Origin of the sequence: Dactylosporangium roseum (assembly GCF_025264685.1) — a bacterium.
GTDB lineage: Bacteria > Actinomycetota > Actinomycetes > Mycobacteriales > Micromonosporaceae > Dactylosporangium > Dactylosporangium roseum.
Genome location: NZ_CP073721.1, coordinates 3,832,567 through 3,844,835, shown reverse-complemented (window position 1 = coordinate 3,844,835; position 12,269 = coordinate 3,832,567). Strand labels below are relative to the sequence as shown.

Below are 12,269 nucleotides of genomic sequence, written 5' to 3'. Positions count from 1 at the left end.
CTCGCCATCGCGGTCCCGCTACCGTGAGCAGCGGCCGCAGGTGCCGAAGATCTCCAGTGTGTGACTGACGTCGGTGAAGCCGTGCTCTTCACCGACGCGGTCCGCCCAGCGCTCCACCGCCGGGCCGAGAACCTCGACCGTGCGGCCGCAGCTACGGCAGACGAGATGGTGATGGTGGCGGTCGCTGCAACGACGGTAACGAGTATCACTGCCCGGAACCTGCATGATGTCGATCTCATTGGTCTCGGCGAGCAACTGGAGCGTGCGATAGACGGTCGTGAGGCCGACGTTGGCGCCGCGCTCGCGGAGCATGACGTGCAACTCCTGCGCGCTGTGAAAGCCGTCGACGGCGCTGAGCAGCGTCATCACGGCGTCGCGCTGCTTCGTATTGCGCCGGACCGGGTGCGGTTCGACGTCGTGCGCCTCGTCGTTCACCCGAAAAAGCTTAGCGTAGCCTCACAGCAGCCCCGGCCTCGCGTCGGCGCGCGGCACAGCCGGTACAACTCCCGAAAAATCCTGTGCGTCCCGCTGTGCGGTATTGCTACCATTCCCCAGCTCTGTGGCCATCCGGAACTCGGCGGCGCCTCGAAACTCGGGCCGCGTAATGTGTGCAGGGTTCGGCTGCAGCGGCGTCGACCAGCGACGTTGCACACGACGCCGGGTTCGGTGGCGTCGATCGATCAGTGCCTCAGTGTGGGGGGAACTCGTGGCGAATCAGCCGGTGGCGGCTGCCAGCAAACTTGACGCAACAGTATTGAAGATCGCGGGCGTGGTCGTGCTCGGCGCGATCATGTCGATTCTCGACGTGACCGTGGTCAGTGTCGCGCTGCCGACGTTCCAGAACGAGTTCGACGCGTCGTACGCGCGGGTCGCCTGGACGATGACCGGCTACACCCTCGCCCTGGCGACGGTGATCCCGCTCAGCGGCTGGGCCGCGGACCGGTTCGGCACCAAACGGCTGTACATGCTGGCGCTCGTGCTCTTCACGGCCGGCTCCGGGTTGTGTGCCACGGCCGACTCGATCGGCCAGCTCATCGGGTACCGCGTGCTGCAGGGCCTCGGCGGCGGCATGCTCATGCCGCTCGGCATGACGATCATGACCCGCGCGGCCGGCCCGGACCGCATCGGCCGCCTCATGGCCGTCCTGGGCATCCCGATGCTGCTCGGCCCCATCGGCGGCCCGATCCTCGGCGGCTGGCTCATCGACGTGGCGAACTGGCACTGGATCTTTCTGATCAACCTGCCGATCGGCGCGGTCGCCCTCGTGTACGCCTGGCGCGCGCTGCCGAAGGACAACCCCGAGCCGTCCGAGTCGTTCGACTTCCTCGGCATGCTGATGCTCTCGCCGGGTCTCGCCTCGTTCCTCTTCGGCGTATCGTCGCTGCCCGAGACCGGGACTATCACCGCGGTGAAGGTCTGGCTGCCGATGGTGCTCGGCGCGGCCCTGGTCATCGGGTTCGTCTTCTACTCGTTCAAGCCCCAGCACCCGCTGCTCGACCTGCGGCTGTTCCGCAACCGCAACCTGACCATCGCGACGATCTCGCTGTTCGTGTTCATCATCGCCTTCATGGGCGCCGGCCTGCTGTTCCCGAGCTACTTCCTCCAGGTGCGCGGCGAGTCGACCCTGCACGCCGGCCTGCTCATGGCTCCGCAGGGCATCGGCGCGATGCTGACCATGCCGATCGCGGGCATGCTCGCCGACAAGATCCCGGTCGGGCGCACGGTGCCGTTCGCGATGGCGCTCATCGCGACCGGATTCTTCACGTTCACCCAGGTCGGGACCGACACGTCGTACTGGCTGCTGTGCGGGTCGCTGTTCGTGATGGGCCTCGGCATGGGCGGCACGATGATGCCGATGATGACCTCCGCCCTGCGGACCCTGACGCACCACGAGGTCGCCCGCGGCTCCACCCTGACCAACATCATCCAGCAGATCGGCGGCTCGGTCGGCGGCGCGGTGATGTCGGTCATCCTCACCAGCCGGCTCAACGAGTCGGCCCCCGTCCCGGGCGCGCCGGCCGGCCCCGACGGCAAGCCGGTCACCGAGGCGGCCCTCGCCATCGCCGCCCAGACACACCCGGAGATGCTGCCGCCCGGCATCCCGCCGGAGCTCATCCGCAAGGGCCTGGACTTCGTGGCCGACTCGTTCGCCACGACCTTCTGGGTGGGCTTCGCGCTGGTCCTGGCGACGCTCATCCCGATCGCGTTCCTGCCCAAGAAGCGGGAGGTCTCGCACCTCCTGGACGACCAGCCCGAGGGCGAGCGCCCGGCGGCCCCGGTCATCATCCACTGACAGGGGTCGTACACAGACGGTTGCCCGGGGCCGGTTCGCCCCGGGCAACCGTCTGTGTACGACCCCTGTGCCGCGGTTCCCCGCGTCTCCGTACCGGCTTGGACTCCCAGAGGCCGGAACAGGCGCCAGCTAGGGCTTGCGGCCGACCGCGCAATACTGGTCGATGATGTCCGGCGGGGTGGACGGGTCCGGCTTCCACTCGTTGACCGACACCACACCGGGCTCGACCAGCTCCAGGCCCTCGAACAGGCCGGCGATCCGCTCGGGACTGCGCAGGTGGTAGCGGGGGTTCGCGGAGAGGTTCCAGATCCGGACGGCTTCGGCGACCGCTTCGCTGGTATCGCTGCCGTCGTACATCGCGAGGTAGCTGCCGGACGGCAGCCCGGCCATGATCGCGTTGATGATCGACTTGGCCTCGTCGTCCTCCTCGATGTGACCGAGGATCCCCATCAGGAACAGCGCCACCGGCTGGGTCAGGTCGAGGGTCCTGGCCGCCTCACGCAGGATGGTGTCGGTGTCGCGCAGGTCGGCGTCGATGTAGTCGGTGACACCTCGCGGGCTGCTGGTGAGCAGCGCCCGCGCGTGGGCCAGCACGAGGGGGTCGTTGTCGACGTAGACGACGCGGGCCTCCGGCACCACCGATTGGACGACCTCATGGGTGTTGTTGGCAGTGGGCAGCCCGGTGCCGATGTCGAGGAACTGCCGCACGCCGGCCGCACCGGCCAGGTATCGCGCCGCGCGGACAAGGTAGGACCGGGACAGCCGCGCGTTCTGGGCAAGGCGCGGCAGGGTCTGCAGGATCTGATCACCGACCGCGCGGTCCGCGGCGAAGTTGTCCTTACCACCCAGCAGGTAGTTCCAGATCCGGGCCGTCTGCGGCACGGACGTGTCCACCTTGGGGCTCTCCTGCGGAACACCGGTGACCGCAGAATCCTGTGTCATGTGCGCATCCTTCGATCAAACGGGACGACGCTGCCGTAAACGGCGCAAGCATAGCCTGTGGGCGCCAAATCCTGGCTGCCCTGTCTGACCTGCGCCGTACGCGACGCGTCGTGGTCCAGGCCGTCGATCCGGGCGCGGGGACGCGGCCCGGCGCCGGCCGCGGCGCGAGCGGGATGCCGGCGGGTCGCGACTGTGCCAGGCTGAGGTCGTGGAGTGGACCAGTCACCCGGCCGGCGGACGTTCGGACCGCGAGGCGAGGACGGCGGCATGACACGCCTGCCGAAGGTCGACCTGTCGGCCAGACTCTCGAAGAAGGAAGGCCTCGAACGGCTCGAGGCCGCACAGCAACGCCTCCTCCGGCTACGCCTGCTCCTGGGTGGCCAACTCGGCGACCACCAGATCGGCCCGCCGCTGTGCGTCGTCTTCGAAGGCTGGGACGCCTCCGGCAAGGGCGGCGTCATCAAACGCCTCGTCGCCCCGCTCGACCCCCGCCACGTCCGCGTCGCGCAGTTCGCCGCACCCACCTACGACGAGAAGCGGCACCATTTCCTCCAGCGGTTCTGGGCCGTGCTGCCCGGCTGGGGCGGCATGGCGGTCCTCGACCGTTCCTGGTACGGGCGGGTTCTCGTCGAACGCGTCGAAGGCTTCGCCACCGAGCGGCAGTGGATGCGCGCCTACGACGAGATCACCGAGTTCGAGCGGACCCTCACCGCCGAGGGCATGGTCCTCATCAAGTTCTGGATGCACGTCTCCCCCGAGGAACAGCTCCGCCGCTTCCAGGACCGGGCCGGCGACCCGCTCCGGTCCTGGAAACTCACCGACGAGGACTGGCGCAATCGCGAGCGCCGGGCGGACTACGAGACCGCCGTCGAGGACATGCTCGCCAAGACCGACAAGCCCCGCGCCCGATGGCATCTCATCGCCGGTGACAACAAGCAGTACGCCCGCGTCACCGTCGTCGAACAGGTCTGCCACACCATCGAAACCCAGCTCACCAAACGCGGCTACGACCTCCACGACGCCGACTGACCACCGGCTGGACGACATCGGGGCCGGATGAGGCGCGGGTGGCACGACCGGCTGTTTAGAACCGCACGCGGCGGGTGATGAAGGCGGCATGGACGACATCACCGCACTCATCCTCGATGACCACGCCGCGTTCCGGCGCGGCTTCGCCCGGCTCGACGACGCCGAGGGCGTGGAGCACCTCAGCGCCGTCTGGGAGGCGCTCGCGCTGCACCTGGACATCCACGCCGAGGCCGAGGAGCGGATCCTCTACCCGCACCTGCTCAAGCAGCGCACCGACGACGCCGAGGAGGAGACCGACGACGCGATCCGCGACCACAACAAGATCCGCGACGCGATCGAGGCGGCGAAACAGCACCCGGTCGGCTCGGCGGAGTGGTGGGCCGCGGTGCGCGACGCACGCAGGGAGAACAGCGAGCATCTCGCCGAGGAGGAGGACGAGGTGCTGCCCGACTTCCGCCGGCACGCGGGCCTGGACCTGCGGCTGGAGCTGGGCGACCAGTGGCTCACCTTCTACGGCGAGCACCCCGCCGGCAAGGGGCTCACGTTCCGGGACAAGGATCCGCAGCGGTACATCGAACAGCACAGCGAGTGACGAAGGTGGGCCGGCGGCGGAAAATTGTCGGCCCGCTCGGGCATGATGAGCGCCGTGGGCAGTCGGCTACGCGAGATCGCGCATGACATCCATACCATCCTCGACCGAGGATGGTATGGCGGGCCGTCCGGCCGCGGACCGGGCAGCGTCACACGGCGGGTGCCGGACTGGTATGCCGCCGGGCTGCTCGTCGTCGCCGCGCTCTGCGCCACCGCCGCGGTCAGTGCGGCGCTCGGCACGCGGGTCCATCCGGTCCGTGCCACGGTCGACGCGCTGCTCGTCCCGGCACCGGCGAACCTCGGCTATGCGGCGTTCCTCGCGACGCTCGCCGCCGGGGTGCACAACCGCAAGCACGTGATGTACTGGCTGCTCGCCACCTTCTTCGGGCTCCAGATGCTCTATGACGTGTTCTTCCTGTCCGACGTCGGCGAGCGCGGCGCCGAGGCGCGGGAGCTGCGGCTGCCGTGGCACGGGGTGGGTGCGGCCTATACCAACGTCGCCGTCACCGCCGTCCTGCTGGTGCTGCTGTGGCTGGCCCGCGGCGAGTTCCGGGCGAAGGTGCAGCGCGCCAGCCTGCCGAAGGCACTGGTCACGCTCGCCGTGCTGCTCACGGTGTTCACGGCCACCGGGTGGGGGCTGGTGGAGATGTTCCCGGGGTCGCTGGGGCCCGGGGCGGGCCGGCTCGCGTACAGCGGCCGGATCGTCCTCGGCGGGGCCTTCGCGTTCGACGTCGGGCGGCACGGCCGGGCGCCGGGCTGGGTCAACCTGGTCCTCGGCGCGTTCGGCGCGATCGCGCTGTTCGCCGCGCTGTTCGCGCTGCTGCGCTCGCAGCGGATGATCGCGTCGCTCGACACCGACGAGGAGCGCCGGATCCGCGAGCTGCTCGCCGAGCACGGGGAGCGCGACTCGCTCGGATACTTCGCGACGCGCCGCGACAAGGAGGTCGTCTTCTCGCCGGCGGGCCGGGCCGCGGTCACCTACCGGGTCGTGTTCGGCGTGTCCCTGGCCAGCGGAGACCCGCTCGGCCCGACCGAGGCCTGGCCGCCGGCGATCGAGGCGTGGATGCGGGAGGCCCGCGAGTATGCGTGGACACCCGCGGTGATGGGCGCGAGCGAGGAGGGCGCGACCGCCTTCGCCCGGGCCGGGTTGCGGGTGCTCGAGCTCGGCGACGAGGCGATCCTGCACGTGCGGGACTTCGACCTCGACGCGCCGCGGCTGCGGCAGGTCCGGCAGGCGGTGCACCGGGTCGAGCGGGCCGGATACACGGTGCGGATCCGCCGCCACGCGGAGATCGGCGCCGCGGAGATGGGCCGGATCATCGAGCTCGCCGCGCGGTGGCGGGACACCGAGACGGAGCGCGGGTTCTCGATGGCGCTGGGCCGGCTCGGCGACCCGAACGACGGGCGGTGCGTGCTGGTCGAGGCGCATGACCGCGAGGGGCGGGAGGTGGCGCTGCTGTCGTTCACGCCGTGGGGCGCCACCGGGCTCTCGCTCGACCTGATGCGGCGGGACCGCAGCTCCGACAACGGGCTGATCGAGTTCATGGTGGCGACCCTCATGCGGCAGGCGCCGCCGCTGGGGGTCGAGCGGGTGTCGCTGAACTTCGCGGTGTTCCGGGCGGCGTTCGAGGAGGGCGCGCGGATCGGGGCCGGGCCGGTGCTGCGGCTCTGGCGACGGGTCCTGCTGTTCGCGTCGCGCTGGTTCCAGTTGGAGTCGCTGTACCGGTCGAACGTGAAGTACAACCCGCAGTGGCTGCCCCGGTTCCTGTGCTTCGAGGACGTGCGCGACCTGGCGAAGGTGGGGCTCGCGTCCGGTGCCGCCGAGGGGTTCGTCGTGGTGCCGCGGCTGCGCACGCTGCTGCGCCGGGGCGCGGCGGCGCCGGCGCCGGAGTTGCGGCGCGAGCTGATCGTGACCGGGCCGGGGCCCGGGACACCATCGCCGCGGCGGCAGCAGCCGGCCGCGCAGCGCCGGGTGCCCGAGCAGACGCGCGTCCGGCTGGCGAAGGTCGACGCGCTGCGGGCGGCGGGCGTGGAGCCGTATCCGGCGGGGTTCGGCCGCACCCACACCCTCGCCGCGGTCCGGGCCGCGCACCCGGACCTGCCGCCCGACACGCACACCGGCGACCGGGTCGGCGTCGCCGGGCGGGTGGTGCGGCTGCGCCACCACGGCGGGCTGTGCTTCGCCACGCTGCGCGACTGGAGCGGTGATCTCCAGGTGCTGCTGGCCGGGGAGCACAGCGCCGGGTTCGCCGGGACCGTCGACCTCGGCGACCACGTCGGCGTGACCGGCGAGGTGGGCACGTCGCGGCGGGGCGAGCTGTCGGTGTTCGCCGACGCCTGGCAACTGACGGCGAAGTGCCTGCGGCCGCTGCCCGACAAGTACAAGGGCATGGCCGACGCGGAGGCGCTGGTCCGGCAGCGGCACGTCGACCTGATCGTCAACCAGGACGCCCGGGCCATGGTGCGCACCCGGTCCGGGGTGGGCTTCGCGCTGCGGGGGGTCCTGCACGAGCGGGGCTTCGTCGAGGTGGAGACCCCGGTGCTGCAGCCGGTGCACGGCGGCGCCAACGCGCGGCCGTTCGTCACCCACAGCAACGCCTACGACATGCGGCTCTATCTGCGGATCGCACCGGAGCTGTACCTCAAGCGCCTCGCCGTGGGCGGGGTCGAGCGGGTCTTCGAGATCGGCCGCAACTTCCGCAACGAGGGTGTCGACGCCACCCACAACCCCGAGTTCACGATGCTCGAGGCGTATGAGGCGTACGGCGACTACACGACGATGCGCGGTCTGGTACGCGACCTGGTCCTCGCGGCGGCCGGCGACGACACCGTGCTGCGGCGCGGCGACGATGTCGTGGACCTGCGCGACGAGTGGCCGGTGGTGCCCGTCTACACCGCGGTGTCGGAGGCGGCGGGCACGTCCGTGACGCCGGACATGGCGGTCGTGGACCTGCGGCAGCTCGCCGACAAGCTCGGCATCGCCTGGCAGGAGGGGTGGACGCACGGGCAGTTGGTGCTGGAACTGTACGAGCACCTGGTCGAGGGCGCGACCGTGCGGCCGACGTTCTACACCGACTTCCCGGTCGACGTGTCGCCGCTGACCCGCCAGCACCGCGCCGATCCGCGGCTGGCGGAGCGGTGGGACCTCGTCGCGTTCGGGATGGAGCTCGGCACCGCCTACACCGAGCTCGTCGACCCGGTCGAGCTGCGGGCCCGGCTCACCGCCCAGTCGCTGCGGGCCGCGGCCGGCGACCCGGAGGCGATGGAGCTCGACGAGGACTTCCTCGACGCGTTCGAGTTCGCGATGCCGCCCAGCGGTGGGCTGGGCCTGGGCGTCGACCGGCTCGTGATGCTGCTGACCGGCCGTTCGATCCGCGAGACGTTGCCGTTCCCGCTTGTCAAGACGGCGCGGGCGAGGTGAGACTGTTCCGGGGGATGAAGATGGGAACAGTGCCGCATGGGAAGTGAGAGCCTGACGCTCGACCTGCTCGAGCGGCTCGCCGCCGCCCCCGACCGGATGACGTTCGACGCCCTGGTGCGCCAGGTCGGCCTGCCGCCTGACGTGCTCCGTGGCCGGCTCAAGCAGCTCGTCGACCGCGGCTGGGTCGACGCCCGGCCGGCCGACGGTCTCGACCATGCCACCTTCGCGATCGGGGTCGCCGCCCTGCGGCCCGCCAGCGCGTTCCTCGGCGGTGACCGGGCCGTCCGGCGCGCCGGGCCGATCCTGTCCCGGGCCCGCGACCAGGTCGACGAGTCGTTCCGGCTGGTCCGTCTCGACGGTGCGGCCATCGTCTGCCTGGCCAGCCGCGAGGCGACGCACGACCTCGTCGGGCCGGTCGTCGGCAAGCGGATGCCGGCCCACGGCTCCGCCAGCGGGCGGGCGATCCTGGCGCAGCGCGGCCGGGCCGAGGTGGAGGCGATCCTCGATCAGGGGATCGAGGCGCACACCGTCGACTCGGTCGTCGACCGGGACGCCCTGTTCGGCGAACTGGCCGAGTGCCGGGCCCACGGCTGGGCCTACGAGCGCGGGCAGGTCGTCCCCGGCGTCGGCTGCATCGCCGCCGCGGTGCCCTCCTCCGGCGGCCCGGTGAACGACGCGATCAGTTGCGGCGTGCCGCTGGCCCGGCTGACCGACGACCACGCCGAGGAGGTCGCCGTGTGTGTCCTCCGCGCGAGCCGCGAGCTGGCGACCGCCCTGCAAGGGTAGTCCGGGAGAAAGATCCACTGTTCGGTACCATGGGCTATGGACGTCCAGCGCACCGACCTCCCCGGCATCGGCACGAGCCATGTGGTGACCACCGCCCGCGGTCGGCGCATCGGCATCGTCTCGCACCGCAGCGGTCGGCGCGACCTGGTCGTCTACGACGAACACGACCCCGACACGAGCATCGTGTCGGTCGCGCTGTCCGCCGACGAGGCCAACGCGCTGGCCGAATACCTCGGCACCGCCCGGATCGTCGAGCAGCTCGCCGAGATGCAGCGGCAGGTCGCCGGCCTCGTCACCGAGCAGCTCGTGATCACCCCCGGCTCCCCGTACGCCGGGCGGACCCTCGGCGACACCCGGGCCCGCACCCGCACCGGCGCGTCGATCGTCGCCGTCGTGCGGGGCAACGAGGTCGTCGCCAGCCCGCGGCCCGACTTCGGGCTGCACGCCGGTGACCTGGTCGTCGTCGTGGGCACGGCCGCCGGGGCCGAGGGCGTCGCCACGCTCCTCACGGACGGTTAGGCCGGCTCGTGCATCACGACACGATCCTTGTCGAGCTCGGCGCCATCATCCTCGCGCTCGGGCTCCTCGGGGCCCTGTCGCTGCGGTTCTCGATCTCACCGGTCCCGCTGTACCTGATCGCCGGGCTGGCGTTCGGTGTCGGCGGCATCCTGCCGCTGACGACGAGCACCGAGTTCATCTCCGCCGGGGCCGAGATCGGCGTGATCCTGCTGCTGTTCACGCTCGGCCTGGAGTACACCGCGCCCGAGCTCGTCAGCACGCTGCGCTCGTCGGCGCCGGCCGGCCTGATCGACCTGGTCCTCAACGCCGCGCCGGGCGTGGCCGCCGCCCTGGTCCTCGACTGGGGTGTCGTCGGCGCGGTCGCGCTCGGCGGCATCACCTACGTCACCTCGTCCGGGATCACCGCGAAGGTGCTCAACGATCTCGGCTGGCTCGGCAACCGGGAGACGCCGGTCGTGCTGTCGCTGCTGGTCTTCGAGGACCTGATGATGGCGCTGTACCTGCCGATCCTCACGGCCCTGCTGGCCGGCGTCGGCCTGCTGGGCGGCACCGTGACCCTCGCCATCGCCGCCGCCACCATCAGCTTCGTGCTCATCGTCGCGCTGCGGTTCGGGCACATCGTGGAGCGCTTCGTCGCCAGCGAGAGCGACGAGGTGCTGCTGCTGAAGGTGCTGGGCCTGACGGTGCTCGTCGCGGGCGTCGCCGAGCTGCTGCAGGTGTCGGCGGCGGTCGGGGCGTTCCTGATCGGCATCGCGCTGTCCGGGCCGCTCGCGCACACCGCCCGGGAGCTGCTGACCCCGCTGCGGGACCTGTTCGCGGCGGTGTTCTTCGTCTTCTTCGGCCTGCAGACCGACCCGCGGGCCCTGCCGCCGGTCCTCGGCGTGGCGGCGATCCTCGCGGTGTGCGGCATGCTGTCGAAGCTGGTGACCGGCTGGATCGCGGCGGGACGGGCCGGGGTGGCGCTGACCGGCCGGGCCCGGGCGGGTGCGGCGCTGCTGCCGCGCGGTGAGTTCAACATCGTCATAGCTGGGCTCGCGGTCGCCGCGGGCGCCAACGCCGGACTCGGCCCGCTGGCCGCGGCGTACGTGCTGATGCTGGCCGTCCTGGGCCCGCTCCTCGCCCGGGGCGCCGAACCCCTCGCCCGTTTCTACCTGCGCAGGCGCGCGGCGAAAGCCTCGTGAGCAGTCCCGCACGAGCCACCCGGCCCGCCGCGAAGCCGCGAACGGCCGGCCAACTATGCCCGAAACGCGGATTTTCTTGCATACACCCGATTTTTTGCTATCTGCCATGTTTGGCTCTCCGTCGGAGGTGCCACGGCAGTGCTGCCGTGGCGGACGACGGGGGATGACCATGTTCAAGTTCAACCGCACCCTGCCCGCGGTGAGCACCGTCGGCGCGGCGACACTGTTCGCCACGCTGGTCGGTGCCCCGGCCCACGCGGCCGGCGGCCCGGGTGACGGCGGCGCGACCTTCGGCGCCCAGCGCGCCAAGAAGCCGGCCGCGGTCTGCAAGGAGCTGACCGTCAACGGCGGCTTCGAGACACCGAAGCTGGGCGTCAACCAGGACTGGGCGCAGTTCGACGAGGAAGACGTGCCGGCGTGGCGCACCGACGACCCGGCGGGCCAGATCGAGATCTGGGACGGCGGCCAGGGCGTGCAGCCCCGCTTCGGCAAGCAGTTCGCCGAGCTCAACGCCACCGGCTCCGGCAACTCGATCTACCAGGACATCAAGACCAGGCCGAACACGAAGATCTACTGGTCGTTCTGGATCCGTGCCCGGGACACGTCCGGCGCCAAGGACGTCGAGGCCACCCAGATCCACTTCGGCCGCACACCCAAGAACGACGGCAGCGTCAACGGTGTCGGCTCGACCTTCGCGTACAGCAACTCCGCCGACGACGTGCGGTGGAAGCGGCTGTACGGCTGGTACAGGACCGGCCCGAACCAGACCTCGACCCGCGTCACGCTGACGGCCGTGGAGAGCGCGTCGACCGACGAGGGCTACGGCAACCTCGTCGACGGGCTGACCATCGTCGAGAAACCGAAGTGCATCTAGACATCGGGAGCTGACAGGGCGCCGGTCGATGCCCGGAAGCGGCGCCGGTGGAGCATCGACCGGCGCCGCCGAGGGTGAGGGTTCGCGTGAAGTACATCGCAATGCACAAGGCACTTCTATAAGCACGTGATACGAATTGAGGCATGCCCGCCGCCGAGACCGCACCGCGCACCGCACTGGACCCCGCGCGGCTGACCGGCGCCGTCGAGCGGCTCTTCAGCCTCCTGCGGCACGGGAATCCCCCCAACGACATCAGCCTCACGGCCGCCTCGACGCTGTGGCGCCTGGAGCGTGAAGGTCCCCGGCGGCTCACCGAGCTCGCCGCCGCCGAGGGCGTGACCCAGCCGGCCATGAGCCAGCTCGTCCAGCGCCTCGAGCGGGACGGGGTGACCGGCCGTGCCACCGACCCGGACGACGGGCGGGTCGTGCTCGTCCACGTCACCGACGCCGGCCGGGACCTGCTCGCGCGGCGCCGCGCACACCGGGCCGAGCACCTCGCCGCGCTGCTCATCGACCTGTCGCCGGAGGACCGGACGCTGATCGCCGCCGCACTCCCGGCGCTGGAGAGGCTGGCGAGGTGACGCCGCTCGGCCCGCGTCCGCCCGGCCGGCTCAGCGAACCTGGCCGCACCGG

At 71.3% G+C, this 12,269-nt stretch carries 11 protein-coding genes; 9 read left to right on the top strand and 2 right to left on the bottom strand.

What is annotated here, in order from left to right:
- Positions 1–18 precede the first annotated feature (18 nt).
- Positions 19–366: a Fur family transcriptional regulator gene (locus Drose_RS17945; protein ID WP_260729742.1), complete on the bottom strand. Its 348-nt coding sequence runs from the start codon at positions 364–366 to the stop codon at positions 19–21.
- 340 nt (positions 367–706) lie between these two features.
- On the opposite strand from Drose_RS17945, the gene Drose_RS17940 reads away from it, so the two are divergent.
- Complete coding sequence (locus tag Drose_RS17940) at positions 707–2,293, top strand: DHA2 family efflux MFS transporter permease subunit (RefSeq protein ID WP_260729326.1); 1,587 nt, start codon at positions 707–709, stop codon at positions 2,291–2,293.
- A 129-nt stretch (positions 2,294–2,422) separates the two neighbouring features.
- On the opposite strand, the gene Drose_RS17935 is transcribed toward Drose_RS17940, so the two are convergent.
- Positions 2,423–3,235 (bottom strand): SAM-dependent methyltransferase, encoded by an 813-nt coding sequence (locus Drose_RS17935; protein WP_260729325.1) that lies wholly within the window; start codon positions 3,233–3,235, stop codon positions 2,423–2,425.
- Positions 3,236–3,502: 267 nt separating this feature from the next.
- Here Drose_RS17935 and Drose_RS17930 point away from each other — a divergent pair, with 267 nt between their 5' ends.
- The 8 genes from Drose_RS17930 to Drose_RS17895 all read left to right on the top strand — a co-directional run bounded on the left by Drose_RS17930 (position 3,503) and on the right by Drose_RS17895 (position 12,217).
- Positions 3,503–4,264, top strand: coding sequence for a polyphosphate kinase 2 family protein (locus Drose_RS17930; RefSeq protein ID WP_260729324.1), 762 nt, complete (start codon positions 3,503–3,505; stop codon positions 4,262–4,264).
- An 88-nt stretch (positions 4,265–4,352) separates the two neighbouring features.
- The gene (locus tag Drose_RS17925) at positions 4,353–4,856 is read left to right on the top strand and encodes a hemerythrin domain-containing protein (protein WP_260729323.1); all 504 of its coding nucleotides are present in this window, start codon (positions 4,353–4,355) and stop codon (positions 4,854–4,856) included.
- 42 nt (positions 4,857–4,898) lie between these two features.
- Entirely contained in the window at positions 4,899–8,276 is a 3,378-nt protein-coding gene (gene lysX, locus Drose_RS17920) for a bifunctional lysylphosphatidylglycerol synthetase/lysine--tRNA ligase LysX (protein ID WP_313900029.1), read from the top strand.
- 36 nt (positions 8,277–8,312) lie between these two features.
- The gene (locus Drose_RS17915) at positions 8,313–9,062 is read left to right on the top strand and encodes an IclR family transcriptional regulator (protein WP_260729321.1); all 750 of its coding nucleotides are present in this window, start codon (positions 8,313–8,315) and stop codon (positions 9,060–9,062) included.
- Positions 9,063–9,098: 36 nt separating this feature from the next.
- Positions 9,099–9,581 (top strand): cation:proton antiporter regulatory subunit, encoded by a 483-nt coding sequence (locus Drose_RS17910; RefSeq protein WP_260729320.1) that lies wholly within the window; start codon positions 9,099–9,101, stop codon positions 9,579–9,581.
- An 8-nt stretch (positions 9,582–9,589) separates the two neighbouring features.
- The gene (locus Drose_RS17905; protein WP_260729319.1) at positions 9,590–10,762 is read left to right on the top strand and encodes a cation:proton antiporter; all 1,173 of its coding nucleotides are present in this window, start codon (positions 9,590–9,592) and stop codon (positions 10,760–10,762) included.
- 163 nt (positions 10,763–10,925) lie between these two features.
- Complete coding sequence (locus Drose_RS17900) at positions 10,926–11,636, top strand: hypothetical protein (RefSeq protein WP_260729318.1); 711 nt, start codon at positions 10,926–10,928, stop codon at positions 11,634–11,636.
- 143 nt (positions 11,637–11,779) lie between these two features.
- The gene (locus Drose_RS17895) at positions 11,780–12,217 is read left to right on the top strand and encodes a MarR family winged helix-turn-helix transcriptional regulator (protein WP_260729317.1); all 438 of its coding nucleotides are present in this window, start codon (positions 11,780–11,782) and stop codon (positions 12,215–12,217) included.
- The last annotated feature ends 52 nt before the right edge of the window (positions 12,218–12,269 follow it).

What these genes read in the sequence shown, in the direction of transcription:
- Drose_RS17925 (WP_260729323.1), top strand. Translation starts at nt 4,353, where the DNA reads ATGGACGACATCACCGCACTCATCCTCGATGACCACGCCGCGTTCCGG.
- Drose_RS17895 (WP_260729317.1), top strand. Translation starts at nt 11,780, where the DNA reads ATGCCCGCCGCCGAGACCGCACCGCGCACCGCACTGGACCCCGCGCGG.
- Drose_RS17935 (WP_260729325.1), bottom strand. Translation starts at nt 3,235, where the DNA reads ATGACACAGGATTCTGCGGTCACCGGTGTTCCGCAGGAGAGCCCCAAG.
- Drose_RS17900 (WP_260729318.1), top strand. Translation starts at nt 10,926, where the DNA reads ATGACCATGTTCAAGTTCAACCGCACCCTGCCCGCGGTGAGCACCGTC.
- Drose_RS17910 (WP_260729320.1), top strand. Translation starts at nt 9,099, where the DNA reads ATGGACGTCCAGCGCACCGACCTCCCCGGCATCGGCACGAGCCATGTG.
- lysX (WP_313900029.1), top strand. Translation starts at nt 4,899, where the DNA reads ATGATGAGCGCCGTGGGCAGTCGGCTACGCGAGATCGCGCATGACATC.
- Drose_RS17915 (WP_260729321.1), top strand. Translation starts at nt 8,313, where the DNA reads ATGGGAAGTGAGAGCCTGACGCTCGACCTGCTCGAGCGGCTCGCCGCC.
- Drose_RS17930 (WP_260729324.1), top strand. Translation starts at nt 3,503, where the DNA reads ATGACACGCCTGCCGAAGGTCGACCTGTCGGCCAGACTCTCGAAGAAG.
- Drose_RS17945 (WP_260729742.1), bottom strand. Translation starts at nt 366, where the DNA reads ATGACGCTGCTCAGCGCCGTCGACGGCTTTCACAGCGCGCAGGAGTTG.